Source organism: uncultured Kushneria sp. (assembly GCF_947497025.1).
GTDB lineage: Bacteria > Pseudomonadota > Gammaproteobacteria > Pseudomonadales > Halomonadaceae > Kushneria.
Window position 1 is genome coordinate 690,579 of the sequence record NZ_CANMFC010000001.1, and the last position, 25,905, is coordinate 716,483.

Annotated in this window: 22 protein-coding genes; 14 read left to right on the forward strand and 8 right to left on the reverse strand. The window is 59.0% G+C overall.

What is annotated here, in order from left to right; all coding sequences use genetic code 11:
- Positions 1–19 precede the first annotated feature (19 nt).
- Together Q0931_RS03200 and Q0931_RS03205 are read left to right on the forward strand one after the other, a co-directional pair.
- Positions 20–328, forward strand: coding sequence for a YcgL domain-containing protein (locus Q0931_RS03200; protein WP_299257175.1), 309 nt, complete (start codon positions 20–22; stop codon positions 326–328).
- Between the two features lie 20 nt (positions 329–348).
- Complete coding sequence (locus Q0931_RS03205; RefSeq protein WP_299257177.1) at positions 349–798, forward strand: YcgN family cysteine cluster protein; 450 nt, start codon at positions 349–351, stop codon at positions 796–798.
- A gap of 161 nt (positions 799–959) precedes the next feature.
- On the opposite strand, the gene Q0931_RS03210 is transcribed toward Q0931_RS03205, so the two are convergent.
- Positions 960–3,053, reverse strand: coding sequence for a prolyl oligopeptidase family serine peptidase (locus Q0931_RS03210; RefSeq protein ID WP_299257178.1), 2,094 nt, complete (start codon positions 3,051–3,053; stop codon positions 960–962).
- 51 nt (positions 3,054–3,104) lie between these two features.
- Here Q0931_RS03210 and Q0931_RS03215 point away from each other — a divergent pair, with 51 nt between their 5' ends.
- From Q0931_RS03215 to Q0931_RS03225, 3 genes are read left to right on the forward strand one after another with little or no spacing between them, the layout of a single operon-like run.
- A complete protein-coding gene (locus tag Q0931_RS03215) occupies positions 3,105–3,569 on the forward strand; it encodes a hypothetical protein (protein ID WP_299257180.1) in 465 nt (154 codons plus the stop codon).
- 5 nt (positions 3,570–3,574) lie between these two features.
- Positions 3,575–5,371, forward strand: a complete 1,797-nt coding sequence (locus tag Q0931_RS03220) for a vWA domain-containing protein (protein WP_299257181.1) — start codon at positions 3,575–3,577, stop codon at positions 5,369–5,371.
- Positions 5,364–6,152 (forward strand): class II glutamine amidotransferase, encoded by a 789-nt coding sequence (locus tag Q0931_RS03225; protein WP_299257183.1) that lies wholly within the window; start codon positions 5,364–5,366, stop codon positions 6,150–6,152. Before Q0931_RS03220 ends, Q0931_RS03225 begins: the two co-directional genes overlap by 8 nt.
- Before the next feature lie 102 nt (positions 6,153–6,254).
- On the opposite strand, the gene cysK is transcribed toward Q0931_RS03225, so the two are convergent.
- Positions 6,255–7,223, reverse strand: coding sequence for a cysteine synthase A (cysK, locus tag Q0931_RS03230; RefSeq protein WP_299257185.1), 969 nt, complete (start codon positions 7,221–7,223; stop codon positions 6,255–6,257).
- A 185-nt stretch (positions 7,224–7,408) separates the two neighbouring features.
- Between cysK and Q0931_RS03235 the strand changes: the two genes are divergently transcribed.
- From Q0931_RS03235 to Q0931_RS03265, 7 genes are all read left to right on the forward strand, one after another.
- Positions 7,409–9,097, forward strand: coding sequence for an AMP-binding protein (locus Q0931_RS03235; protein ID WP_299257187.1), 1,689 nt, complete (start codon positions 7,409–7,411; stop codon positions 9,095–9,097).
- Between the two features lie 149 nt (positions 9,098–9,246).
- On the forward strand, positions 9,247–13,230 hold the full coding sequence (gene hrpA, locus Q0931_RS03240; RefSeq protein ID WP_299257189.1) for an ATP-dependent RNA helicase HrpA: 3,984 nt from the start codon (positions 9,247–9,249) through the stop codon (positions 13,228–13,230).
- Between the two features lie 183 nt (positions 13,231–13,413).
- Entirely contained in the window at positions 13,414–14,154 is a 741-nt protein-coding gene (locus Q0931_RS03245) for a VacJ family lipoprotein (protein ID WP_086620285.1), read from the forward strand.
- Between the two features lie 32 nt (positions 14,155–14,186).
- Positions 14,187–15,329: a SpoIIE family protein phosphatase gene (locus Q0931_RS03250; RefSeq protein ID WP_299257194.1), complete on the forward strand. Its 1,143-nt coding sequence runs from the start codon at positions 14,187–14,189 to the stop codon at positions 15,327–15,329.
- Complete coding sequence (locus Q0931_RS03255; RefSeq protein WP_299257261.1) at positions 15,322–15,813, forward strand: STAS domain-containing protein; 492 nt, start codon at positions 15,322–15,324, stop codon at positions 15,811–15,813. The genes Q0931_RS03250 and Q0931_RS03255 overlap by 8 nt, the downstream gene beginning before the upstream one ends.
- Before the next feature lie 63 nt (positions 15,814–15,876).
- The gene (locus Q0931_RS03260) at positions 15,877–17,079 is read left to right on the forward strand and encodes a Bcr/CflA family multidrug efflux MFS transporter (RefSeq protein ID WP_299257196.1); all 1,203 of its coding nucleotides are present in this window, start codon (positions 15,877–15,879) and stop codon (positions 17,077–17,079) included.
- 64 nt (positions 17,080–17,143) lie between these two features.
- Positions 17,144–18,229 (forward strand): AI-2E family transporter, encoded by a 1,086-nt coding sequence (locus Q0931_RS03265; RefSeq protein ID WP_299257198.1) that lies wholly within the window; start codon positions 17,144–17,146, stop codon positions 18,227–18,229.
- Between the two features lie 76 nt (positions 18,230–18,305).
- On the opposite strand, the gene trxA is transcribed toward Q0931_RS03265, so the two are convergent.
- Complete coding sequence (trxA, locus tag Q0931_RS03270) at positions 18,306–18,629, reverse strand: thioredoxin (protein WP_108843362.1); 324 nt, start codon at positions 18,627–18,629, stop codon at positions 18,306–18,308.
- A gap of 124 nt (positions 18,630–18,753) precedes the next feature.
- Positions 18,754–19,533 carry a sulfite exporter TauE/SafE family protein gene (locus Q0931_RS03275; protein ID WP_366941562.1) on the reverse strand — a complete coding sequence of 260 codons (780 nt, stop codon included), beginning with the start codon at positions 19,531–19,533 and terminating at the stop codon, positions 18,754–18,756.
- Positions 19,534–19,702: 169 nt separating this feature from the next.
- On the opposite strand from Q0931_RS03275, the gene cysB reads away from it, so the two are divergent.
- Positions 19,703–20,674 carry an HTH-type transcriptional regulator CysB gene (gene cysB, locus Q0931_RS03280; RefSeq protein ID WP_299257202.1) on the forward strand — a complete coding sequence of 324 codons (972 nt, stop codon included), beginning with the start codon at positions 19,703–19,705 and terminating at the stop codon, positions 20,672–20,674.
- Between the two features lie 88 nt (positions 20,675–20,762).
- Here cysB and Q0931_RS03285 read toward each other — a convergent pair whose 3' ends face one another.
- From Q0931_RS03285 to pabB, 4 genes are all read right to left on the reverse strand, one after another.
- Positions 20,763–21,383, reverse strand: coding sequence for a phosphoadenosine phosphosulfate reductase family protein (locus Q0931_RS03285; protein WP_299257204.1), 621 nt, complete (start codon positions 21,381–21,383; stop codon positions 20,763–20,765).
- A gap of 102 nt (positions 21,384–21,485) precedes the next feature.
- On the reverse strand, positions 21,486–22,292 hold the full coding sequence (locus tag Q0931_RS03290) for an ABC transporter ATP-binding protein (protein WP_299257206.1): 807 nt from the start codon (positions 22,290–22,292) through the stop codon (positions 21,486–21,488).
- On the reverse strand, positions 22,289–23,353 hold the full coding sequence (locus Q0931_RS03295) for an iron ABC transporter permease (RefSeq protein WP_299257208.1): 1,065 nt from the start codon (positions 23,351–23,353) through the stop codon (positions 22,289–22,291). The genes Q0931_RS03290 and Q0931_RS03295 overlap by 4 nt, the downstream gene beginning before the upstream one ends.
- 111 nt (positions 23,354–23,464) lie before the next feature.
- On the reverse strand, positions 23,465–24,832 hold the full coding sequence (pabB, locus tag Q0931_RS03300; protein WP_299257210.1) for an aminodeoxychorismate synthase component I: 1,368 nt from the start codon (positions 24,830–24,832) through the stop codon (positions 23,465–23,467).
- A gap of 162 nt (positions 24,833–24,994) precedes the next feature.
- Here pabB and Q0931_RS03305 point away from each other — a divergent pair, with 162 nt between their 5' ends.
- Positions 24,995–25,747, forward strand: a complete 753-nt coding sequence (locus Q0931_RS03305) for a GntR family transcriptional regulator (protein ID WP_299257212.1) — start codon at positions 24,995–24,997, stop codon at positions 25,745–25,747.
- The last annotated feature ends 158 nt before the right edge of the window (positions 25,748–25,905 follow it).

Genomic DNA, 25,905 nt, shown 5'->3' on the forward strand with positions numbered 1-25,905 from the left:
TGTGTTTGCGGAGATCCTCATGACCCCGACACCGTTACTGTGTCAGATTTATAAAAGTCCGCGTCAGGAAGAGATGTTTCTGTACGTGGATCGCACGCGTGGACTGGACGTGGTACCTCAAACTCTGCTGGAAGGCTTTGGCACCCCGCAATCCATCATGATGATGATCATGACGCCGGAGCGAACGCTGGCGCGGGTCAATACTGCTCGGGTGATCGAGGCGCTGAAGGAGAAGGGGTATTACCTGCAGATGCCACCCGGTGGCGATGCACGAATGCGTGATCAGGCCTTTGACGTTAGCGGCAGTGCTGATGACCAAGGATCTTGAAAGACGTGTCGGGAGACAACATGCGTGAGCGTTTTTGGGAACGATTTCCGCTGGAAGCGCTGACGCCCGGCGAATGGGAAGCCATCTGTGATGGTTGCGGTCAGTGCTGCCTGGTTCGGCTCGAGGACGAGGAAAACCAGGAAATCGTGACGCTGTCGGTGGCCTGTCGACTCTTTGATACTACCGCCTGTCGCTGCAGTGATTACGAGCATCGATTTGCAAAGGTGCCTGATTGTCTTCAGCTGACACCGGAGCGCGCTCGCGCGTTTCACTGGCTGCCCGACACCTGCGGCTATCGACGTCTGGCGCAGTCAAAGCCGCTACCTGAATGGCATCCACTGCGCAGTGGTGATCCCGCCGGTGCGCGACGCGCCGGTGTCAGCATGCATGGCATGGCGGTAAGTGAAGCGACGGTGCCTGAACGGGACTATGAGGATTACATCATTGCCGTGATGCCCTGCCAGTCGTGATGGCGCCTGGCGGATCACAGATCTGATATCAATAAAAGGGGCGCATTTCGCTTGTGAGGTGCGCCCCTTTTATGGGTATGGGCAGGACCATTTTCCAGCCCGGGCCATCTCGGGATAACTAGCCCCTTTCAGAATCGGCGCCTTTGAGGCGCCGATCGCAGTCAGTCGTTTGGCGACACTGTTCCGGCCGTCGGCTCGACCTGTGAGAGCCCCAGTGCCCACAGTATAAAGGCGTCCTGACGGGCCACATCGCGCCAGGCATGAAAGCGCCCGGAGGCGCCGCCGTGACCGGCGCTCATGTCAGTGCGCAGCATAACCGGTCCGCGGGCGCTGTCGAGCTCGATCAGGCGGGCATAAAGCTTGGCCGGCTCCCAGTAGGGTACCCGCGAGTCATGCCAACTGCCCTGGAGGTAGACGGCCGGCCAGGGGGCCGGCACCAGATTATTCAACGGTGAATAACCCTTGATGCGTCGGTGGGCTTCCGGTTCTTCAGGATTGCCCCATTCGGTATATTCCGCCGTTGTCAGCGGCAGGTCCGGATTCTCCATGGTGCGCAGCACATCGACAAAGGGGACGTCCAGCACCGCCGCGCAGAAGGCGTGAGGGTCAAGATTCACACTGGCCGCCACCAGCAGCCCGCCGGCACTGGCACCGTAGGCGGCAATGTGGCGTTCTTCGGCAAGGCCGTGCTCGACCAGCACATTGCGCGCCGCCAGGAAATCCTGAAAGCTGTTTTCCTTGTGCTCCAGCTTGCCGCCCAGATACCAGGGCTCGCCCCGATCCCCGCCGCCGCGGACGTGGGCCACGGCAAAGGCGCCGCCACGGGCCAGAAGTTCAAGACGCGAGATGGAAAACCAGGGATCAAGTGTCTGACCATAGGCGCCGTAGCCATACAGCAGGGTGGGGAGCGGCCCGCGGTCGATCAGATCCGCACGTGCGACCACGGATACCGGCACCCGTTCGCCATCAAAGGAGGTGGCCCAGAGCCGGCGACAGGCCAGATGCCCGGGCTGAATATCACCGTAAACGGGCTGCTGGCGCAGCAGTCGTCGCTCGCCGCTGTCGATATCGAACTCGACCCAGCGTGGTGGGGTCGTAAAGGATTCTTCGTGCAGGCGAAGATGGCGCGTATCAAAATGAGGCGTATCGGCAAGCCCGAGACTGCAGGGCATTTCCGCAATGGGCAGCCATTCATCGCGGGTCACGTCATGGTGCTCATTGATCTGCATCAGGCGCAGATGAACCTGAGCGCTGTCATGGTCCCGCTCGGTCAGCACCAGTCCCCATGAGAAGGCATCCACATCCTCAAGCGTTGTGCCGTCGCGATGTTCGATCATCGGTAGCCACTGCCCAAACGCGTGCTCTTCGGCCCGATCAAGACAAAAGTGCACGGCATTTCTATTGTGAAGCACATAGAACATGCCCGGGCGATGATCGATGCCATACTCCACGCCGGACTCGCGCGGATGAAAGCATTTTGGCGCGCTTTCCGGGGTGGCCGCGGGAACCAGATGGGTTTCACTGGTGTCCTTTGAGGCACTGTGGATGACCAGCCATTCCCGTGAGCGGGTCTTGTCCAGGCCGACCCAGAACTCGACGTCATCTTCTTCAAAGATGCAGACGGCGTTATCCTGGTCGCGATGACGACGCCAGACCGTGGCCGGGCGCTGAGTCGTGTCGTAACGCGTAAAGAGCAGCGTGGCGTTGTCTTCGGCCCAGCACAGATCCGGTCCAATGCCGCGCTCAAGGCGAACCGTCTCGCCATCCGGTAGATGGCGCAGATAGAGATCGAAGTACTCGTTGCCCTGAGTATCCAGTGTCCAGGCCATCCACTGCTCGTCTTCGGACAGGGCAAGATCCCCCAGTTCGAGAAAGCTGTTGTGTCTGGAAAGTTCCTGTAGATCGATCAGGCATTCGTGACCGCGGCGCTCGATATCAAGATGATCGAAATCATTCCCGATGGGATGGCGCCAGAAAACCGGATAATCGGCATCAGATGCCGTTTCGCTCCAGTACACGAAATGATCAAAGGGGGTGGCAAGGCCCGTGACGGCCAGCTCGCGGCGGGCAAGGTGGCTGTCAAACAGGGTTTTGGTGAGTGATTCAAGCGGTTCAAACCACTGATCACACTCAAGGTTGACGGCTTCGAGAAACTCGGCCACCTCTGGCGCATCACGGTTTTCAAGCCAGTGCCAGTGGGGATCTTCGACTTTCCTGAAGCGCGCAACCGGCGCGGGGGATGGGTGTTCTTTCATAATGTGCAGTGTAACATTGGTCGCTGTATTTAACCCGGAGGTATCAAGGGCGTGCTGATTTCAGACTCGATCCCACTATTGTGGCTATGCTGGTTCGTATTATCCGTTGCGGTGCTGGTCTTCGGCTACTTCGCCATTTCATTTCTGCCGCGCCTGCCTCGCTGGCTGATCACTGGCGGCGTGGCGGGGCTCCTCTGGATGCCGGCGTTTTTTTCGGTTCCCGGCCCGCAGTCGGAACTTGGATATTCAGGCTGGGCGCCTTCGCTGGTCGTGACAGCTGTCGGCTTTTTGCAGCATAACGGCGGTCAGATCTTCCTTGGCGGTATCCTGATGGCCATTGGCGCTGTACTGGGCATGCTGGTGACCTTTTTTATCGGTCGGCGCGGTCGCCATGACAAGGACGACGATGACCGTTCCGGCAGTGCCCGAAAAAGGGGCAACAGTGATGATCGTGATTCCGCCCGTCGACGTCGTGAAAGTGCGCCAGCACGTCGGGAGCCTTCGCTCGGGAGATAGGCCCTATGCTGTATCGGTGGCTGATGACAGGTGCATGGTTGCTGCTGGCCCTGATGGCACTGCCCGCTCAGGCATCGCCACAGGGCTCGCCTGAACAGGGTGATGTTCGTCTGTCAGATGTTCGTCTGGCAATTGACGTCTCCGGCAGCATGAAGGACAACGATCCCGACAACCTGCGCGCCAGCGGGGTTCGCTTGCTGGTGGATCTGCTGCCCGACAATGTTCGTGCCGGGCTCTGGACCTTTGGTCAGCAGGTGGCCAATCCACTGGCGATGGGGACCGTCAACGCCCAGTGGCGCCAGCGCGCACTGTCCGTTTTGCCTCAGCTGACCCGATACGAGCAGTTTACCGATCTCGAATCGGCGCTGAACCTCGCCACTCAGGGGGCACAAGCAGAGGGCAAGACACATCTGATCGTGCTGACCGATGGCATGGTGGATATTCCTGCCATCAGCGACAAGCCCGCTCGGGATCGCGCCTCGCGCGAGCGCATTATCAAAACGCTCGCACCGGCTCTTGCCGAGCGCAACGTCGTCATTCATACCATTGCGCTGTCTCGCAATGCCGATACCGATCTGATGCGCGCCATCTCACAGCAGACCGGCGGGCTGGCCTCGGTGGCAGAAGATTCCCGCGCGCTATTGCGCTCCTTCCTTGATGTTCTCAACCAGGTGGCTCCGCGCCAGCAGCTGCCGCTGGAAGATGGCCGATTCAGGGTCGACGACCAGGTGCAGGAATTTACGGCGTTGATCTTCCATGATCAGGACGCAGGCCCCGTCACACTGGTCAGTCCGAGTGGTGACCGCCTGAGTATCGAGTCGCCCGGCGTGGCGAGTCGCTGGCGCCATGATGATCGCTACGAGTTGATCACCGTTCCCGAGCCCGCCGCCGGGCAGTGGCAGATCGAAGGGCCGGTGGGTGCCGGTTCGCGCATTCTGATCGACTCCAGCCTGCAGCTGCGCAGCGCTACCATCCCGGCCACGCTCTATGCCCATATTGATCAGCCTCTTGAAGTCTGGCTGGAGGGCATGAATGATCAGAGAGGTGACCCGTCGCAGCAGCCTTCCGTCAGTGCAGTGCTGCGCGGCGCGCAGGGCGAGATCGCCAGCACCCGTTTACAGCGTGAATCGGATGGACACTATCGCGGGCGGCTCGAGCGCATCGATCAGACCGGCAATGCCGAGCTGGCACTGCAGGCGCGTACCGAGTCGTTTGCACGACTGCTGACCCGTAGCGTCAACGTGGTGCCGGTCATCGATGCCGCGCTCTCCGGTGATCAGTCCCGCATTACGCTGAGCGCGGCCTGGCCTCGTTTGACACGTGACAACACGCGTATCCACGCAGACCTTCTGGGGGAAACCCTGGACGTCAAACCGCTGGCAGATGATCGCTGGCAGGTGACGCTGCCGGATGATCTGCCCGATGAATCCGTCCCGGTCGATCTTGCGGCAACAGTGGCGCTGGATAATCGAATACTTGAAATTCCTCTGCCCCCGGTAATGCTCAACAGCGATGCAGCCACCCGTCTGTCCGGTGCACGTCTTGACCGGGATGCGGTCAGCAGCGAGCGAATGGCACCTCCGGATGAGCAGGCAGAGGATCAGCAATGGTCGCTGCAGCGCTTGTGGCATCTGGCGCAGGAGAACTGGCCCGCAGCCAGAGCACAAATCATGCACTGGGCGCAGAACCCCAAAGCGTGGTGGGTTGCTGCCGCGCTGATCGTGTTCTGTTTGTTGCTTGTCTTCAGACGGCGTCGCCTGCGACGCCAGCGTCCCCGACACAGGAGAGACCCGAGTGTGTGAGCTACTGGGCATGAGCGCCAGTCAACCGGTCAGTATCGGTTTCAGCTGGCGTGGATTCAGGCAGCGCGGGGGCGCCAACGGCCCTCATTGTGACGGCTTCGGTGTCGGCTTTTACCGTCGTGATGGCTACCACGATTTTCATGATCTACGCCCGGCCGTGGCGTCACCGCTGGCAGAGCTGCTGGGTGATGACGAGATCCCAGCGCTCATCATGATGGGGCATCTGCGTCAGGCCAATGAAGGCAGCGTCGATATCCGCAATACCTATCCTTTCACACGTGAAGTCAAAGGGCACCGCTGGTGCTATATCATGCAGGGTCAGCTGCAGGGATTTGAAGTGCTCAAGCTATCCGGTCGGTTTACGCCGCTGGGCACCACCGATGGCGAGCATGCTTTTTGCTGGTTGCTGGACCAGCTTGCGCAGGAAGACTGCGATGATGTCTCCGCGGTATGTGAGCGGCTGCGTCAGTGTGGTGACCGGCTGGCACGGATGGGTGTTTTCAACATGATGCTCAGTGATGGCCGAGTGCTTTATACCTACTGCAGCAAGAAAATGTGCTGGCTGACCCGACGCGCCCCTTTTGGCACTGTGACCTCGCTGGACAGTGGTGAACATATCGACCTTGCCAATCACTGCGACAGCACTACGGTCTACACCCTTCTGGCCACGACACCGTTGACCAGTGAGTCGGGCTGGCAGGATATGCACCCCGGTGAAGCCATGGTCTTTCGCGACGGTGAGCGGTGTAATGTCGGCACGCCGGAAGCCGTGACAGTCTGATGCCGGGTGACTGCCAACAACACTGCACAGTTGGCTGAAAAACGACGCCGCAGACACATCACGTGTCTGCGGCGTTTTTTTATCCTGCAACTCGAACCTTTTTTAGCTCAGTTCTTCTTCGGTAAACATGCCTTCAAACAGCGCGGTTGAGAGGTAGCGTTCGCCGCTGTCGGGCAGGATGACGGCGATGGCCTTGTCTTTATATGCCGGGTCTTCGGCCAGACGCAGGGCGGCGACCATGGCAGCGCCGCAGGAAATACCCACCAGCATGCCTTCTTCCCTCATCAGACGTCGCGCCATGGCCATGGCCTCTTCGCTGGTGACGGCTTCTACTTGATCGACATGGTCCAGATCCAGGTTGGCCGGAATGAAATTGGCACCGATGCCCTGGATCTTGTGGCCGGCCGGCGTGAGATCTTCTCCGCGCAGGCGCTGCCCGATGATGGGCGACTCGGCGGGTTCCACGGCCACGCTGTGAAGCGCCTTGCCCCTGATCTTCTCGAAATAGCGGGAAATGCCGGTAATGGTACCGCCGGTGCCGACCCCGGCCACCAGAACATCCAGATCACCGTCGGTGGCGTCCCAGAGCTCCGGGCCGGTGGTTTTTTCATGAATTTCGGGGTTGGCCGGGTTTTCAAACTGGGCCGGCATGAAGTAACGCTCGGGTTCGGCATCACGCAGTTCGGTGGCGCGCTCCACGGCGCCTTTCATGCCTTTTGACGGCTCGGTCAGCACCAGTTCGGCACCCAGCGCCTTGAGCACCTTGCGGCGCTCAATGCTCATCGAGGCCGGCATGGTCAGCTTGACCTTATAGCCGCGCGCCGCGCCCACAAAGGCCAGCGCAATGCCGGTGTTGCCTGACGTGGGCTCTATGATCTCCATCCCCGGTTTCAGAGCGCCGCGTTTTTCGGCATCCCAGATCATGTTGGCCCCGATTCGGCACTTGACCGACAGCGCCGGATTACGCGACTCGAGCTTGGCATACACGCGAGGATGATCCGTCAGGTGCCTGACCCTGACCAGCGGCGTTTGTCCGATTGCCTGGGAGTTGTCTTCCAGAATGTTGCTCATCGCGTGCTCCATGTCAGTAGACTGTCTGATAAGGACAAAGGAAAGGACCTGTGCCATTGTGCCGAGAGGGTGCGAACTTCGTCGAGCCCCTGGCGTCCGGCCCTGGTATCAGGCTTTCATGCTATTTTAGGGGTTTTCCATGAAACGGTATTTGGCCGCAAGCGGCATGATGATCGGGAGATGGCATGAGCGAGATGAAGACGGTACCTGCGCTGCTTGAAGGGCCCGCGCTCGAGAAGGATGACGGTTACCGATCGATTCTCGACGTGTTTGAAAAAGCCTGTTCGCAATACGCTGATCGCCCCGCCTTTACCTGTATGGGCAGTACGCTGACCTACGCAGGTATGAAGGATCTGGTGGACCGGTTTGCCCACTGGATTGTCACGCAGACCTCCATGTCGCCCGGGGACCGTCTGGGCATTGTGCTGCCCAATCTGCTGCAGTACCCGGTGGCCGTGTTTGGTGCCCTGAAGGCCGGTCTGGTCATTGTCAATACCAATCCGCTCTATACTGCTGAAGAGATGTACCATCAGTTCGCGGATGCCGGGGTGAGCGGGGTGGTGGTGTTTGCGCACATGGCCCACAAGCTGGAAGCCGTGCTCAAGCGCCTGCCGATGGCCCATGTGGTGGTCACCGAGGTGGCCGACCTTCACCCTTGGCCATCGCGTTTTAAATACAATCTTGGGGCGCGCTATATTGCCCGCCAGGTACCGCGCTACCATCTGCCCGATGCCGTGACGATGCGCCAGGTCCTGAAGCAAAAGGGCCGGGTCGATGACAGCCGCTGGGGCTTTGATGAGGATCTGGCCATCCTTCAATACACCGGCGGCACGACCGGTACACCCAAGGGCGCGATGCTCTCCCATGCCAACCTGGTCGCCAACATGCGCCAGACCGGGGAGGTGCTGGGCAGCGCCGTGACCCGCGGGCAGGAAACCATCATTGCACCCCTGCCGGTCTATCATATCTATACCTTCACCGTGAACTGCATGTTCGGCTGTGAAACCGGCAGTCACAGCGTCCTGATTCCCAACCCGAAGGATCTGGACAGCTTTGTCAAAACGCTTGCTCAGCAGCCCTTTTCTGCCTTTATCGGGCTCAACACGCTGTTTGCCGCCCTGTGCCGGCGATCGGATTTCCAGAAGCTGGATTTCAGCCATCTAAAGCTCAGCGTCTCCGGTGGTATGGCCCTCAATACGGCCACGGCCAACCGCTGGTACGAGGTGACCGGTTCTGCCGTGCTGGAAGGGTATGGCATGACCGAGACCTCGCCGGTGGTATGCGTCAATCCACCCGACAGGATACAGCCGGGCGCCATTGGCCGGCCGGTTGCCGGTACCCGCCTTCAGGTGCTGGATGACAACGATCAACCGCTGGGTTACGACACGCCCGGCGAGCTTTGCGTGCAGGGGCCGCAGGTCATGAAGGGCTACTGGAATCTGCCCGAAGAAACGGCCAAAACGCTCTCTGACGATGGCTGGGTCAGGTCAGGCGATATTGCGGTGCTGCAGCGCGACGGGTTTGTGCGCATCGTGGATCGCAAAAAGGACATGATCGTCAGCTCCGGCTTCAATATCTACCCCAACGAAGTCGAGGATGTTCTCTTGAGACACGAGGACATTCATGAGGCCGCGGTGATCGGCTTGCCCGATGAGGACAGCGGGGAGAGCGTGGTGGCGTTCATTGTGCCGCGAAACGGGGCCAGTCTTGATGCTGCCGCCCTCAAGCAGTGGTGCCGGCAGGAGTTGACCGGCTACAAGGTGCCAAGGCGCTTTGAGTTTCGCGATCAGCTACCGCGCAGCAGTGTCGGCAAGGTACTGCGTCGTGTCCTGCGTGATGAACTATCCGACACCACGCGTCAGGACGCCTCCTGATCCGCCGGGTGGTTGGCTGCCAGGGCCTTATTGGCGCTACAATCATCTTCCTGTAACCATTGGTAGAACACCTTTCCATTGAACGGTCATGGCGCTGCCATGACCGTTGTCACTACCGCTTCGGCGGTTTCAAAAGTCCAGAGGGTACCTTGAGCGATAACGTGACTGACTCCGGTGAGTCGGCGCAGCAGGCGCACGCATCACTGCGTCGCCGCCTTGATGATGCGCTGATCAGCGATGCCGTGACGCAGGGGCGGCGTCTGGACCGTCTGACCGGGCGTATTCGCCGCGGTCAGCCCGTGGATAAGGCCCTGAAGGATATCGAGGCCCGCCTGACGCGCTCCATGGCACTGGCGCAGGGGCGTCGCAACCAGCCCGTGACGCTTGAATATCCACCAGAGCTGCCGGTGGCCGAACGACGTGACGATATTCTGGAAGCCATCCGGGATCATCAGGTCGTGGTAGTGGCAGGCGAGACCGGTTCCGGCAAGACCACCCAGCTGCCCAAGATGTGCCTGGAGCTGGGGCTGGGCGTGCGTGGCCTGATCGGCCATACCCAGCCACGCCGTCTGGCGGCGCGCAGCGTGGCGCAGCGACTGGCGCAGGAGACCAGTACCTCGCTGGGTGGCGTGATCGGTTATCAGGTGCGCTTTACCGATCAGACCGACCCGACCACCCGGGTCAAGCTGATGACCGACGGTATCCTGCTGGCCGAGACCCAGCATGATCCGCAGCTTTTGCGCTACGACGCGATCATCATCGATGAGGCGCACGAGCGCAGTCTCAATATCGATTTTCTGATGGGCTATCTCAAGCGTCTGCTGGCAGAGCGCTCCGACCTCAAGGTCATCATCACGTCGGCCACCATCGATGTGGAGCGCTTTTCGCGTCACTTTGGTGAACATCACGACGATGGCACCGTCACACCGGCACCGGTGATCGAGGTTTCCGGGCGAACGTATCCCGTGGAAACACACTACCGCCCGCTGGTGCGTGATGAGCGTGAGGAGGAAGACCAGACGCTGCAGGAAGGTATCGTGAGTGCGGTTGAAGAGATCGGACGTATCGAGCGTGAAAAGCGCTGGTATACCGGCCCGCGCGATATCCTGATCTTTCTGCCGGGCGAGCGCGAAATCCGCGAGACGGCCGACACGCTGCGCCGGCTGGAGCTGCGTGATACGGAAGTGCTGCCGCTGTATGCCCGACTGTCCAACAGCGAGCAGAATCGGGTATTTGCCCCGCACACGGGCCGTCGCATCGTGCTGTCCACCAACGTGGCGGAAACCTCGCTGACCGTGCCCGGCATTCGCTATGTGATCGACCCCGGGCTGGTGCGCATCAGTCGCTACAGCTATCGGGCCAAGATACAGCGTCTGCCGATCGAGCCGATCAGCCAGGCCAGTGCCGATCAGCGTCGCGGGCGCTGCGGACGTATCGCCGAAGGTGTATGTATTCGGCTGTATAGCGAAGAGGACTACCTGTCGCGTTCGGCCTATACCGAACCCGAGATCCAGCGCACCAACCTGGCCTCGGTCATTCTCTCCATGCTGTCACTGGGGCTGGGAGACATTGGCCGGTTCCCCTTTGTGGATGTGCCCGACAGCCGCTTTATCAAGGATGGTTTCCGGCTGCTCTTTGAGCTGGGGGCTGTCGATGAGCGTCAGCATCTGACCAGAACCGGTCGCCAGCTGGCCCGGCTGCCGATTGACCCGCGACTGGCGCGCATGGTGCTGGCGGCCAGCGAGTTTGGCAGCCTGCGCGAGACGCTGATCGTGGTCAGTGCACTCTCCATTCAGGACCCGCGGGAGCGCCCCGCCGACAAGCGCGAGGCTGCGGATCAGAAACATCGTCAGTGGCTGGACAAGGATTCCGATTTCACCGCCTGGATCAACCTGTGGCAGGGCTTTGAGGCCAGTCGCGCCGAGCTCTCGGCCAACCAGCTGCGGCGCTGGTGTCGTGACAACTATCTGAGCTATCTGCGCCTGCGCGAATGGCATGACACCTATCGGCAGCTCAAGCAGCTGACCCGCGAACTGGCGCTGGTCGACAACGAGGGCGAGCCCGACATCGCTCGTCTCCATCAGGCGCTTCTGACCGGGCTCTTGTCCAACCTGGGGTTGCATGCCGGCTCCGACAAGGACCCACGGGAGTATCTGGGCGCGCGCAATCGCAAGTTCATGATCCACCCGGGGTCCGGGCTTGCCAAGCGTACGCCCAAATGGATCATGGCAGGCGAGATGGTAGAAACGACACGGCTGTTCGCCCGCCAGGTGGCTGCCATTCGCCCGGAGTGGATCGAGCCGCTTGCAGAGCATCTGACCAAACGAAGCTACAGCGAACCGCACTGGGAGATGAAGCGTGCCCAGGTCGTGGCCTATGAGCAGGTGACCCTGTTTGGCCTGCCGATCGTGGCGCGCCGCAAGGTGCACTACGGCCCCATTGCGCCGGAGGAGTCCCGGGAGCTCTTTATCCGCCATGCGCTGGTGGAAGGGCAGTTCCAGACAAAGGGCGCCTTTTTCGAGCATAACCGGGCGCTGATCGAGGAGGTCGAGGATCTCGAGGATCGCGCCCGCCGCCGCGACATTCTGGTCGATGAGCAGACGCTGTTCGAGTTTTATGATGCGCGCCTGCCGGCCGATATCTATAACGGCAAGAGTTTCGAGCACTGGCGGCGGCACAGCGAACAGCACGACCCCAATATCCTGTTTCTCGACATGGAGACCCTGCTGGCGCGTGAAGCCAGTGAGGTGACGGTCGAGCAGTATCCCGATACGCTCGAACTGAGCTATCAGGGCGGCGGGATTCGCTATCCGCTGTCCTATCACTTTGCGCCCAACGAGCCGGATGACGGCGTCACCATCACGGTACCGGCGTCCATGCTCTCCACCCTGCCGGGTGAGCGGCTGGAATGGCTGGTGCCAGGCCTTCGTCGTGACAAGGTCATTGCGCTGATGAAGTCGCTGCCCAAGCAGTATCGTCGCCAGGTGGTGCCGATTCCGGACTGGGCCGATGCCGCGCTGTCGGCATTGACGCCCGGCAACGTCTCGTTGACCTCGGCGCTGGCGGAGTTTCTACGTCAGAAAACGGGCATCCGACTGTCGGCCGATGAGTGGCGTCCGGAGCAGCTGCCGGCGCACCTGATCATGAACATCCGCGTGGTCAATCATGAAGGGCAGGTGCTGGGAGAGGGACGTGACCTGAATGCCCTGATCGAGCGTTTCGAGCAGGAGGCCGTGGCAGGGACGAAGGCCATGGCGGGGGATGCCCTGTCGCAGCAGGGACTGACGCAGTTCCCGTCCGGGGCGCTGCCGCAGTCTCATGTGCGTGACCAGGCCGGCATTCGTGTCGAGGCCTGGCCGGCGCTGGTGGACGAGGGGGGCACGCTGGGGGTGACGCTGTTTGATCATCCCGACAAGGCGTACGCGCAGCATCGCCACGGCATCAAGCGTCTGGCCATGCGCCGTCTGCCGGATCAGGTTCGTTTTCTGGCTCGCGATCTGCCCGGACTTGAGCGTTGTGTGCTGCTTTATGCCAATGTCGGCACCCGGCGGGATCTGGTGGATGATTTTATTGAGGCCGTGTTCCTGAAAGTATTTGCCTTCGATCCGTTACCGCGTGATCAGGCGGCCTTTGAAGCGCGCCTTGAAAGCGAGCGTTCGCAACTGCACGAGACGGCCGAGTCGCTGGTGGCGCTGCTGGAGCGCATTCTCAAGCGTCACCTTGAAGTCAGCAAGGCCCTCAAGGGCAGGGTGGCCTTTAACCTGGCGCTCAGCTTTAGTGATGTTCGTGCCCAGATGCAGCGGCTGGTTTATCCGGGCTTTATCAGCGCCGCGGGAGAGTGGCTGGTCCAGTATCCACGCTATATGGAGGCAGCGCAGATCCGGCTTGAAAAGGCGCCGCGCGAAGTACGGCGCGATCAGCTGGCCATGGAGGAGGTCAACGACTTCCAGCGCCGGCTCGAGGAAAGGCGCCGCAGGCAGGGGAGCAACGCGCTTCAGGAGCGGGCACTGGAAGATTTTGGATGGTGGCTGGAAGAGCTACGGGTCTCGCTTTTCGCCCAGCAGCTGGGGACGCTGGCGCCAGTGTCCACCAAGCGTCTGGAGCGTCAGTGGCAGGAGCTTGTGGCTTCCTGACTCGTGACTGATGGCCGCTGGACTGTACAGTGGCCTGAAATCGGCTGACAATGCGGCGCTTGACTCCTTTGCGCGCTATTGAAAGGGCCGTGCAGGACGGAGGCCATCATGCAGGCGGTTGCCGCAGTAGAATGGAATGCAGTCGCGTCAGGCACTGCAGATAACAAGGGACAGGGTGAACGAATGAAAACATGGTCGAACATTGCCGCGGCAACCTTTACCTGTGTCACGCTGGCAGGGTGTGCCGGTGCGCAAACGCAGGACAGCAACCCCCAGGATCCCTGGGAAGGCTTTAACCGGGGCGTGTACTCCTTTAACGACACGCTGGATCGCTATGCGCTCAAGCCGGTCGCGCAGGGGTATGACTACATTACACCGACACCCGTGCAGGAGGGGGTGGGCAACTTCTTCTCCAACCTGGGGGAAGTCGGCAACTCCTTCAATAGCCTGCTGCAGTGGAAGTTGACCAACGCCGGCACTTCGATCGGACGGCTTTTGATCAATACCACCCTGGGTCTGGGCGGCTTCCTTGATCCGGCAACCCGTATGGGAATCGATCAGCACGACGAAGACTTCGGTCAGACGCTGGCCACCTGGGGAGTCGGTTCAGGGCCCTACCTGGTGCTGCCGTTCCTCGGGCCGAGCACCGTACGCGATACGGCCGGTATGCCGGTAGACTGGTATACCGATCCGGTCACCTATATTGATGATGACGTGACACGCTGGAGCGTGCGGTTTATCGATCTGGTGCAGACGCGAGCCTCATTGCTGGATCAGGAGAAGCTGATTCAGGGGGATCGCTACTCGTTCATTCGTGATGCCTACCTGCAGCGCCGGGCGTTTTTGATCAATGACGGTCGGTCCGGCAAGGATCCCTTCGCCAGTGACGATCTTGAGTTCGATGACAGCGACTTTGCAGAATAAATTCTTCGAACGACCATGGCGGAAAAGCGTTCATGCCTGTCAATACGAATAGGGTAGCGCTTGTCGATCAGCCTGGAGCGCGTCGTGACGCGCTCTATCAGGCGTTGTCAGCGTGTGGCCGGTTTACGTTGCTGGCGGCTGACAACATCGATGCGCTGCCCGAAGGGCTTGATGGTCTGATCGTGCACGCTGATATCGTGCCGGCATCACAGTGGGCGTCGCTGGTGCAGCGCCTGCCCATTGTGGTCATCAGTCAGGAGCGCAACAGTCGAGCGCTGCTGGCGGCAGTCGAGGCCGGCGTTCTCGATTATGTGGTTGATCCGGTAGGACATGGGTTGCTTTTAACCCAGCTCATGCTCAGAGCGCTGGACTGTCGCCGTGTTCATGCCTCGGCGTTGCGTGATCGGGATCGTCTGGAACAGCTCAATGAACAGCTTCAGACGCATCTGAGCACGCTGCGTACCGATCTTCAGGCCGGCGGACAGATTCAGCGTCGGTTGCAGCCCATGCCGTGTGCCAGACTCAACGGCATCGAGGGCGATTACTGGATGGCGCCATCGCTCTATTTGTCGGGAGATTTTCTCGACTATCAGGCCCACGGTGATCGTTATGTCCTGTTCTGCTTTGCGGATGTGGCCGGACATGGTGCCTCGTCTGCCTTTGTCACGGTGCTGTTGAAGGCACTTTTTCAGCGCTGGCTATCGCGCTGGAATGCACGTCTGCCGGAAAATCTGCCGGCCAGATGGCTTGCTCGACTCAATCGGGAGCTTCTGGATACTGGTGTCGGCAAGCATGCGGCCATCGTGGTTGGTGTGATCGACTGCCAGACACGTACGCTGCACTATTCCCTGGGCGCGCAGATGCCCATGCCGATTCTGGCCACGAAAGGCAGCGTGCGTCAGCTCAAGGGGGAGGGGCCTGCTGTCGGACTGTTTCCCGACGTCGAGTATCCGACCTATCATTGTGAGCTGCCGGAGCATTTCAGACTCTGGCTCTGTTCGGATGGCGTTTTTGACTGTCTGGCAGGAAACAACCTTGAAGAGCGCCTTTCTGCACTGTGCGAGCATATCGGCAATGCAGAGAGCATCAGTGATCTGAAATCATCGCTGGCCCTGTCCGATGCGTTACCGGATGACATTACCTTTCTCACCCTGAGCGGTTTCAATGATGGATGAAGGACGACTCCAGGCGGCTTTTGAAAAGGGCACCTTTGTGCTCAGACTGGCCGGAGATGTGCGCCTGACACTCTGTGCCACCCTGGACCAGCAGGTACAGCCCCTGGCGGAGCTGCCGGGCCTTGAACGCGTCGTCATTGATCTGCGTCAGGTGATCAACATGGATTCCACTGCGCTCGGGTTTCTGGCCAAGATTGCACTGGCTGTACGCCAGCGCATTCCCGATCAGCCGCTGGTGGCGGTCGATCATCCCGATGTCAGGCGCATGCTGGACGTCATGGGGTTTCAGAAGTATGTCACCATCATCGACATGCCATGGTCGGAGCCTGCCGGTTTCAGCGATCTCCCTGTTCTGGAAACCAGCGAGGAAGAACTGCGCGAACGGATTCTCGAAGCCCACCATACGCTGGCGGCCATGAGCGAACAAAATCGCATCGAGTTTCAGCCGCTTATCGACCTGCTGGAGTCGCAGCGAGAGCACTGACTGCAATGGTTGTATTTCCCAAGGGAAATTGCACGGTATCCGTGGTCTGACCTGGAGAATGACTTGCCTATTATCGGCGCCAGACGCCTGGCCTTGCTGGTGGCGGCCAATACGGCCCTGGCGCCCTTTGCCATTGATGCCTACCTGCCTGCCATTCCCGTCCTTGCCTTGCACATTGATGCCAACATCCATTTGACCGAGCTGTCGATCAGTGTCTTTTTGCTGGGAATGGCGCTGGGCCAGCTGATTTTTGGCCCCCTTTCGGATCGGGTGGGGCGCAAGCCGGTACTGCTTGGCGGCATCATTACCTTTACGCTGTCCAGTCTGCTGGTGACCCGGATTGATACGTTCTGGGCACTCATGATACTGCGGTTTTTGCAGGCATTGGGCGGCGGCGCCTGCGTGGTCAACTCACCGGCCATCGTGCGTGACTGCTTTTCAGGACGGGAAGCAGCTCGTGTCCTTTCAACGATGGTCATGATCCTGATGCTGGCACCGCTGGTCGCGCCGACTGTCGGGAGTGTTCTGCTAACGCTTGTCGACTGGTGGGCCATATTTCTGTTTTTGGCACTCTATGGCGCCGCATTGCTGTATCTGATCATCACCTATCTGCCTGAAACGCGCGCTCCTGAACAGCGTTCATCCGGTGGGGCAGGGCAGGTCCTGCGCAACTATGCGCTGGTACTCAAACACCGCGAAGCCATGGGCTATATCGCCGCCGTATCCCTGTCCTTTGCCGGCATGTTCTGCTTTATTAACAGTTCTCCATATGTCTATATGGAGTATTACGGTGTCTCCAGTCAGCTCTACCCATTCATTTTCGGTGCCAATATCGTTGTCATGGCACTGTCCAATCGGTTGAACATACGGCTTCTGGGACGTTATTCGCCTCAGCAGCTGCTGAGGCTGGGGCTTGGTATCCAGCTCGCTGCCGGTACACTGATTGTCGTGTCGGTGCTTGTGGGGTTGGATGCGTTATGGTTGATGGTGCTGCTGATCATGTTTTTCGTCGGCGTGAACGGGCTGATTTCACCCAATGCCGTCTCCTCCATGCTGGATCATTTTCCCCACATGAGTGCGACCGCCAATGCCGTACTGGGTAGTCTGCAGTTTACGGCCGGCGGTCTGGCAGGCGCGCTGGTCAGCGGGCTCCAGATAGAGAGTATCTGGCCGATGGTATTGGGTATGGTGAGTGCAAGCCTTTGCGCCAATACGCTTTTGCGTGTCCTGACGCCGTCTGTTCGTGCAAGGGAAAAGACATTGTGAAACACGCGCCGCGTGGCGGGTGCATGTCGTTGCAGTGTCTGACATTGATATTCAAGAGGCTGACATGAAAAGCGACCCTGAGCAGGATCAGCACCATTTTCCCTACCACCTGATACTCACCTTTGCCTCGCTGGTCATCATCGTGACTGGTCTGAAGCTGGGGGCGGGCCTGTTCATTCCGGTGCTGCTATCCCTGTTTATTGCCATCCTGTGCTCTCGCCCGATTAAATGGCTCCACGGGCGAGGTGTGAGCGTCAACCTGTCGATCCTTTGTGTGCTGTTTGTCGTGACGCTGGCAGGTGGTCTGTTGATCTGGCTGGTGATGGCGCGTCTGGGAGATCTGGTCGATCAGCTGCCGGCGCTTGAGGAGTCGCTGAGTGAACACTATGCAGGGCTGCTGCGGTGGTTTGATGCTTTGGGGCTGCCGTTTGATGCGAAAGCGCTACAGGATACTCTGGACCCCGGCATGCTCATGGATTCCCTGCCGTCGCTTTTGGGGGGAATCGGCAACTTTATTACTCAGCTTGGCATCATCGGCATTCTGATTATTTTTATCCTTTATGAGACGCTGGATTTTCCCTACAAGCTTTCTCAGGCCATTAAACAGCCTCATGGGAGCCTTGCGCGCTTTACCCATTTTTCCAGAACGCTACAGCGCTACTTGCTGGTGAAGACGGTGATCAGTGCCATTACCGGCGCGCTCATTGCCGCCTGCTGCCTGATCCTTCAGGTCGACTTTGCGTTGTTGTGGGGGGTGCTGGGGTTTTTCCTCAATTTTATTCCCAATATTGGTTCGATCATCGCAGCGGTGCCGGCAGTGCTTCTGACCTTGATCATGCCGGAAGGCGGTGTCGTCAAGGCAGCCATTCTCAGCGGTGCCTATATCACGATCAATTTTGTGCTGGGCAATCTCATCGAGCCTCGCATCATGGGGCAGACGCTGGGAATGTCTACACTGGCGGCTTTCATGTCGCTGGTATTCTGGGGCTGGCTTTTCGGGCCGGTAGGGCTTTTTTTGTCGGTCCCCCTGACCATGTCACTCAAGATCCTGCTCGATAGCCATCCTGATACGCGCTGGATTTCGATATTGATGGGTCCCAACCGGGAGCGGCGGCGACGAGCAAGGGAAGGGATGCCTACAGAGGATTGAGGGACGCCATCGCCAGGTAATTGGCATAAAAAAACGCTCCCCGCCGGGGAGCGTTTTTAACTGATCAGGCATTTGATCAGGCGTTTTGATCGATGAATTGCACCAGCTGTGTCTTGGACTGTGCGCCCACCAGCGAGGCCACCTTGGCGCCGTCCTTGAACATCATGACGGTTGGGACACCACGAACGCCCTGTTCCGCGGCAATATCCTGAGCATCGTCAACATTGATGCTGACCACCTTGAGCTCGCCCGACTTCTCTTCTGCAACTTCGTCGACCACCGGGGCCATCATCTTGCAGGGGCCGCACCACGGGGCCCAGAACTTCAGCAGTACAGGCTTGTCAGCCTGCATGACTTCCTGGTCGAAATTGGCGCTGGTAACGTCAACATTGTTAGCCATGATTTACTCCAGTGATTGCATGTACAGGCTGTATACAAGGGATGGTAGCGGGTCGCGGTGAGCGAGGCAAATGTGTCTCTGCGATGGTACTCATTGAACAAAGCGATTAATGCCGCTTTCCTGTTCAAAAAAACGCATACCGAATGCCCATGCTCAGCAGCAGCAGTGTCAGCATGCCCCGCAGCAGATTGTCCGGCAGGTATTTTGAAAGCCATGCGCCCACATGGATGGCAGGTATGGAACCGACCAGCAGCGCCAGCAGAAGGGCAAAATCCACGTTGCCCAGCAGCAGATGCCCGCCCCCGGCCACCAGCGTCAGAGGCACGGCGTGGGCGATATCGGTACCCACAATGCGACCCGAAGAGAAGAAGGGATAAAGCAGCATCAATACCGCCGTGCCAAATACGCCGGCGCCCACCGATGACAGCGTAACGCACACGCCCAGTACAATTCCCGCGGCCACGGTCAGGGGCGCCACGTGTCGATTGACCCAGCGATCCCCCTGGCCGGTCCAGCGCTGAAGTGGTGTCTTGAAGATCAGTACGGCGGCCGTCAGGATCAACATGATGCCCAGGGTAGTGGTAATCAGTCCGCTGTAGTCATGCGCGCCAGTAAAAAAACGGTTAAGTAAAAAGACGGTCAGAATCGCAGCAGGAACACTGCCCATGGACAGTCGCAACATGACTTTCCAGTCGATATGCCCCTGCCTCTGATGACTGAAGATACCGCTGATCTTGGTAAAGGCGGCGTATAAAAGATCCGTGCCCACGGCGATATGGGGAGGAAATCCGAAAGTCAGCAGAATGGGCGTCATCAGTGAGCCGCCGCCGATGCCAGAGAGCCCCACCGCGATACCGACACCTGCGCCGGCAAGTACATAAAGCAGAAAATCGATAAATGACATTCTAAATCCCGTGGCGTTGGCAAGAGCATTGCGCAGCAGGAATCTAGGGATAATTCTTTATTCTGAAAAGGAATGATTGTTCATTATTTTAGACCCTGATAGCATTAGCAGTCGATTTTAAGCCTACCCTTATCCGGTTTTCAGGCCCGCTTTTCAGGAGGTTAATGCCTTGAAACTTCAGCAGCTTCGCTATATCTGGGAAGTTTCCCGGCATAATCTGAATGTGTCTGCCACGGCACAGAGCCTTTTTACGTCTCAGCCCGGTATTTCCAAACAGATACGGTTGCTGGAAGATGAGTTGGGCGTCGAAATTTTTGCACGAAGCGGCAAACATCTGACAAGAATCACCCCTGCCGGCAAGCCCATCGTTGAGCTTGCCGGTGAGGTGCTTCGCAAGGTGGATGATATCCGCCATGTGGCGCAGGAGTTCAGTGACGATCGCCGCGGCAGTCTCTCCATCGCCACTACCCACACTCAGGCGCGATATGCCCTGCCTGCTGTCATCAGTGGTTTTACTCGGCGCTATCCGGATGTTGCCCTGCATATGCAGCAGGGCACGCCGCGCCAGATTGCCCAGATGGTCTGTGAAGGTATGGCGGACTTTGCCATCTGCACTGAATCTCTGGATCTGTTCAACGATTTGATTCTGTTGCCCTGTTATCGCTGGAACCGCTGTGTTCTGGTGCCCAGGGGGCATCCGCTGGAAGGAATACGCAACCTGACGCTTGAGGCGCTCGGTGATCATCCGCTGGTGACCTACACCTTTGGCTTTACGGGGCGCTCGCAGCTCGATGATGCCTTCAAGTCACACGGCATTACGCCCAATGTGGTACTGACAGCGGCAGATTCCGATGTCATCAAGACCTATGTTCGACTGGGGCTTGGGGTGGGAATCGTTGCTCATATGGCGATTGACCCGGTGGCAGACCATGACCTGGTCGCCATCGATGCCAGCCATCTGTTCGAAAGCTCGGTGACTCGAATCGGTATTCGTCGCGGTACCTTCATGCGCAATTACATGTTCGATTTTATCCACGAGTTTGCCGCCCATCTTGATCGTGACACGGTCGAGGCCGCACTTGAGTCGGGACCGCACGCTGAAAACGCCCTCTTTGAACACATTGAGCTGCCTGTCAGGTAATCGGGCTTACGAATCAACAAAAAAGGCTCGCCAATATATGGCGAGCCTTTTTTGTTGATGCCTCTGACGGCCTGTCATTCAAGGTGCGTCAGTGCTGCAGGTGCAGCCCGCACTCACGGGTTTCTTCACCCTTGGTCGGATCAAAGTAGTCAAAGTTGTTGGGCAGGTCGTGCTTGACCAGATAGTCATGCATGTCCTTGCTGCTCCAGTGCAGCACCGGCGCCACCTTGATCAGACCGTCCTGGTTGATGCTGACCGGCTGCATCTGAGCGCGGGTAGCCGTGTCGGAAGCACGCAGGGCCGTAAACCAGACGCCCGGGTTGGTTTCACGCAGGGCGCGCTCAAAGGGCTCGAGCTTGACTTCTTTGGTGAAGGCTTCATGGCGCGGATCATCCAGAGAGGGCGTCGGCCCTTCCACGGCTTCGCGATGGGCGCGTGATCGCAGGGGCAGATAGAGAATGCGGTTAAGGCCGAGCTTCTGGCTCACCTCGTCGGCAAACTGATAGGTGGCAGGCGTGTTATAGCCTGAATCCATCCAGACAATCGGAATGTCAGGACGAGCCTGCGTCACCATATGAAGAATGACGGCTTCAAAGGGGCGAAAATTGGTGGTGCAGATGGGGCGCTTGTCGAGAGACAGTGCCCACTCCACCAGTGCCTGAGGATCATTGCCCAGCCTTTCATTGATTTCATCAATATTCAGCGACATTCGGTGACTCCGTCATCAATGGCAGATGGCCCTTGCAGGACCGTTTGGCAGGCACGATAGCAAACCATTCAGTGCTCTCCCCAATATCATTTGGTTCGAAGTTTAGAAGTCCTGTCCGCGCTCCTGCATGCCCAGCTGGCGTGTAGCAGCCAGTGGCGTCACGCGCGGTGGCTCCCCTTCGGGCCATTCAACATGGGCCCTGATGGCGTAGACCTCTCGCAGGCGCTCTTCGGTCAGCACCTGCTCGGGCGCGCCAATGGCGCACACCTTTCCCCCTGTGCCCATGAGCCACATGTGGCGGGAAAAGCGCGCTGCCAGGCTCAGGTCATGGATGGCGATGACAATGATCATCTGCTGCTCCCGGGCCAGGGCCACCAGCCATTCGAGTACCTGTAGTTGATGGTGCAGATCCAGTGCACTGGTCGGCTCATCGAGCATCAGTACCCTGGGTTCCCGGACCACGGCCTGAGCAATGGCGACCCGCTGACGCTGTCCGCCGGAGAGTTGACCAAGGTCGCGCTCGGCATACTGCTCGAGTTCCAGCGTCTGCAGGGTATGCTGCACTCGCGTCAGATCCTGCTGGCGATCGGTTTGGTGCGTGGTGCGTCGCGCCAGCAGGACGGCTTCAAACACGCTAAGGGCTGCACGTGACGTAATATCCTGCGGCAGGTAATAGATCCGTCCGGCACGCTGAGCAATGTCCAGCGTATCCAGCGCCATGTCATCGAGGCTGATATGGCCGGTGGACCGCTCAATGCCGGCAATGGATTTCAATAGCGTGGACTTGCCGGCGCCGTTGGGCCCGATCAGGGCTGTCAGCTCTCCCGGGCGTGCCTCCAGGCCACTGACGTTATCCAGAATTTGGGTACGCCCGAAACGTACTGACAGTGATTCAACCCTGAGGCTCATCCCCACACCTCGCGCCGGCTCTTCAAAATCAGGGAGACAAAAAACGGCAGGCCGATCAGTGCCGTGATAATGCCCACAGGCAGCAGGACGCCTGGAATCAGCGTCTTGGAAACGATCGAGGTCAATGACATTAAAAGGGCCCCTGTCAGCGCCGACATGGGCAGAAACACGCGTTGATCTTCACCGACCAGCATGCGGGCAATATGCGGTCCTACCAGTCCAATAAATCCAATGATGCCGACAAAGGCCACGGCCGTGGCCGCCAGCAGCGAACTGCAAAGCAGTACGGTCAGACGCAGACGACCCACATTGACGCCCAGTGCACGGGCCTGAAGATCGCCCATGCGAAGGGCCGTCAGGCGCCAGCCGGCGACAAAGAAGATGGGCAGCGTGATCACAAGTGCCGCCGTCACGATACCGATCTTGGACCAGCTGGCACGCGACAGTGACCCCAGCGACCAGAACACCAGCTGCTGGAGGGATTCAGCCGACGCCACGTACTGGAGAATGCCAAGTGTGGCGTTGAAAAAGAACATCAAGGCGATCCCCATCAACACCATGGTCTGTACGCTGACGCCGCGCAAACGGCTGACCAGCCAGATCAGGAGCGAGGCCACCATGGCCATGATAAAGGCGTTGAGTGTGGTCAGCAGTTCGCTGGCAGCGGGGAAAAGCGATACGCCCAGTACAATGGCGAGCGCTGCACCAAAGCTTGCCGCTGCCGAAATGCCCAGTGTAAAGGGGTCGGCCAGCGGGTTGTTGAGGATGGTCTGCATCTCGGCGCCGGCACTGGCCAGTGACATGCCGACCATGATGGCCATCAATGCCACCGGCAAACGGATTTCCCACACGATGATCGCGATGGCCCGGGGGGCATCATCCGGTGACACGATGGCACGCACAATATCGCCAAGTCCGTATTGCCCCGGACCGGTCGCCACATCAACAATCAATGAGCACAGCGTCAGCACTGCCGTGATGGCCAGTAGCCAGTAGTGTCGTCGTCGCCGTTGAAGATACTTGTCGATACTGGTGTCTGTAGTAGGGGCGGTGACTGTCATGTGGGGCTACCAGCGCTCATCGGCATTCTCGTGCAGCGGGCAGGGGGGCGCCCGTGGTGATTGGAATGGTTATCAATCATAAACATCGCTCGCCTGAGCGTACAGGCGCGTTTATGTCAGCGCCTGCATGAGGTGGCGAATCTTGTCGATCGTCTCGATGAATTCACTTTCTTCATCGGAGTCAGCGACCAGCCCACCGCCGCCCCACACATAAAGGGTATTGTCTTCTCTATAGAGTGTGCGAATGGCAATCGACGTATGCATGTCGCCGCGCTGATCGATATAGCCGATGCTGCCGCAATAGGGGCCGCGACGAGTGGCCTCCAGTTCATCGATGATATCCATGGCCCGAATACGGGGGGCACCGGTGATGGAACCACCGGGAAACGCGGCGGCCAGTGCGTCGATGGCATCAAGTGACGGGCCCAGCTCGCCCGTAATGGTGCTGACCAGATGATGAACGTTGCGATAGCTTTCAAGGGCAGCCAGTGCCGGTACGCGTACCGTACCGGCCCGGCAGACCCGCCCAAGGTCGTTGCGCAACAGGTCCACGATCATGACGTTCTCGGTACGATCCTTGAGACTGGCGAGCAGTTCATCGGCCAGCTGCTGATCCTCTTCGGCTGTCTGGCCTCTAGGTCGCGTGCCCTTGATGGGGCTGGTGGTCAGCTTTCGATCCTGTAGATGCAGGAAGCGTTCGGGCGAGAGTGACATGATGCTGCGCTCGCGCCCGTCTTCACCCTGCCATGAAAGCCAGGCCCCAAATGGGGCAGGCGTAGCCTGGCGTAACCGGCGCCAGGCTTCCCAGCTGTCTCCCTGACACTGCGCCTGAAAACGCTGGGCCAGATTAACCTGATAGCAGTCTCCGGCATGTAGATAGTTACTGACTCTTCGAAAGCGTTCGCCGTAAGTTGCTCGATTGATGTCGGCCGTAAAGGGAGAGGTCAGGGAAAAGGTGGTATCTTTTTGATCGATTGCCGCTTCCAGCCATGCCAGCACCTGATCACGACGTTCAGCCGTTGCAACCAGATAGCTGCACTGGCGTTGATGGTCCTGAATCAGGGCCCAATCATAAAGCCCGAGTCTGGCCAGGGGGAGATCAATGTCTGCAATGGCATGACTTTCGAGTCTCTCGAGCAGGCGTCCAAAGTCATAACTCCAGTAACCCATGAGCCCCCCGATAAAGGGGACATCCTCGGCTGTCTCCGGGGGCGTTGTCTCGAGATGCTTCAAAAGCTCGCGTTGAGCCTCCAGTGACGTGGCAGCAAAAAGTGCTTCCGTGCAGTGGTACTGGCCCCTGGCGTCCACCTCAAGCACGGCGGTCGGGTCACTGCTCATGATGTCAAAGCGCCCGGTCTGCGTATAAGGGCGGCCATTATCCAGCAGTATCGCCCCACGGCGATGGCGAAGCCTTTCAAACCAGGCGGCCGGGTCCGCATGGTAGGGGAGGGGGTGAAGCAGCAATTGATAGGAAGACATGATCATGTATCGCAGGCTTTAACGGGGCGGAAAGTCTAACAGTCCATGATAGGAACCGGCGCTATCTGTTTGAGCCGTGTTGACGAAGTGATGCTGGAACTTTGGTCTTTGCGTGCCGTATGTCGTACTGTGATGGCATTTCCCTGATTGTTGACAATAACCATGACTTCAACGACTTCTTCCGGCGAGATTCCTCTCGAGGCGCGAACGCTTGCTGAGCGAGTCTTTCAACAGCTTCAGGATGCCATTGTTCGTGGTGAGCTGCCGGCAGGCAGCAAAATTACCGAGCCTGGCCTTGCCCAGACTTATGGTATTTCACGTGGCCCGTTGCGTGAGGCCATGCGCCGACTGGAAGCGCACCGCCTGATCGAACGTGAACCTCATGTAGGTGCCAGAGTCGTCAAGCTGTCGATGCGCGAACTCCTTGAGCTTTTTGACATGCGTGAGGCGCTGGAGAGCATGGCAGCCAGGCTGGCGGCGCGACACATGACCACCGATGAAGTCCAGGCGCTGCGTGATGTACTGGTGGCTCATGAAGAGCAGGGCGATCTGGATCAGGCTGAAGCCTACTATCAGCGCGAGGGTGATCTCGATTTCCATTACCTGATTGTGCGCGGTAGCCACAATCGAATGCTCATGACCACCCTGTGTGATGATCTCTACTATCTGGTAAGGCTTTATCGTACTCAATACAGTGCCAGAGGCGGGCGACCGCAGCGTGCCTTTATAGAGCATCACCGGATTGTGGATGCCATTGCTTCCGGCGATGAGGAGCTGGCCGAGCAATTGATGCGCCGACACGTGATTGCGGCCAGGCAGACGGTGGCCGAACGCTATGCCATGTCCTTGGACGACGATCGAGACCTGTCAAAAAGCAATGGAAGGGCGCTGTCGCGTCGTACACCATCTGCCTGAATTGCTGATTGCGCTTCGTCCGCCTGCTGTCGTGACAGAAAAGTGAATCTTTTTCCCGAAAGGGGTTGCGCGATCCCGGGGTGATCTATAAAGTACGCATCCGCTGCCACGGAGCACACGGCGACGAGGCGGCGGGGAAGTCTGGCAGGTGATTGTTT

Bases quoted from the DNA above. Each gene is read 5' to 3' on its own strand.
- Q0931_RS03200 (WP_299257175.1), top strand. From the start codon at position 20: ATGACCCCGACACCGTTACTGTGTCAGATTTATAAAAGTCCGCGTCAG.
- Q0931_RS03205 (WP_299257177.1), top strand. From the start codon at position 349: ATGCGTGAGCGTTTTTGGGAACGATTTCCGCTGGAAGCGCTGACGCCC.
- Q0931_RS03210 (WP_299257178.1), bottom strand. From the start codon at position 3,053: ATGAAAGAACACCCATCCCCCGCGCCGGTTGCGCGCTTCAGGAAAGTC.
- Q0931_RS03220 (WP_299257181.1), top strand. From the start codon at position 3,575: ATGCTGTATCGGTGGCTGATGACAGGTGCATGGTTGCTGCTGGCCCTG.
- cysK (WP_299257185.1), bottom strand. From the start codon at position 7,223: ATGAGCAACATTCTGGAAGACAACTCCCAGGCAATCGGACAAACGCCG.
- Q0931_RS03235 (WP_299257187.1), top strand. From the start codon at position 7,409: ATGAGCGAGATGAAGACGGTACCTGCGCTGCTTGAAGGGCCCGCGCTC.
- Q0931_RS03245 (WP_086620285.1), top strand. From the start codon at position 13,414: ATGAAAACATGGTCGAACATTGCCGCGGCAACCTTTACCTGTGTCACG.
- Q0931_RS03250 (WP_299257194.1), top strand. From the start codon at position 14,187: ATGCCTGTCAATACGAATAGGGTAGCGCTTGTCGATCAGCCTGGAGCG.
- Q0931_RS03255 (WP_299257261.1), top strand. From the start codon at position 15,322: ATGGATGAAGGACGACTCCAGGCGGCTTTTGAAAAGGGCACCTTTGTG.
- Q0931_RS03265 (WP_299257198.1), top strand. From the start codon at position 17,144: ATGAAAAGCGACCCTGAGCAGGATCAGCACCATTTTCCCTACCACCTG.
- trxA (WP_108843362.1), bottom strand. From the start codon at position 18,629: ATGGCTAACAATGTTGACGTTACCAGCGCCAATTTCGACCAGGAAGTC.
- Q0931_RS03275 (WP_366941562.1), bottom strand. From the start codon at position 19,533: ATGTCATTTATCGATTTTCTGCTTTATGTACTTGCCGGCGCAGGTGTC.
- Q0931_RS03285 (WP_299257204.1), bottom strand. From the start codon at position 21,383: ATGTCGCTGAATATTGATGAAATCAATGAAAGGCTGGGCAATGATCCT.
- Q0931_RS03290 (WP_299257206.1), bottom strand. From the start codon at position 22,292: ATGAGCCTCAGGGTTGAATCACTGTCAGTACGTTTCGGGCGTACCCAA.
- Q0931_RS03295 (WP_299257208.1), bottom strand. From the start codon at position 23,353: ATGACAGTCACCGCCCCTACTACAGACACCAGTATCGACAAGTATCTT.
- pabB (WP_299257210.1), bottom strand. From the start codon at position 24,832: ATGTCTTCCTATCAATTGCTGCTTCACCCCCTCCCCTACCATGCGGAC.
- Q0931_RS03305 (WP_299257212.1), top strand. From the start codon at position 24,995: ATGACTTCAACGACTTCTTCCGGCGAGATTCCTCTCGAGGCGCGAACG.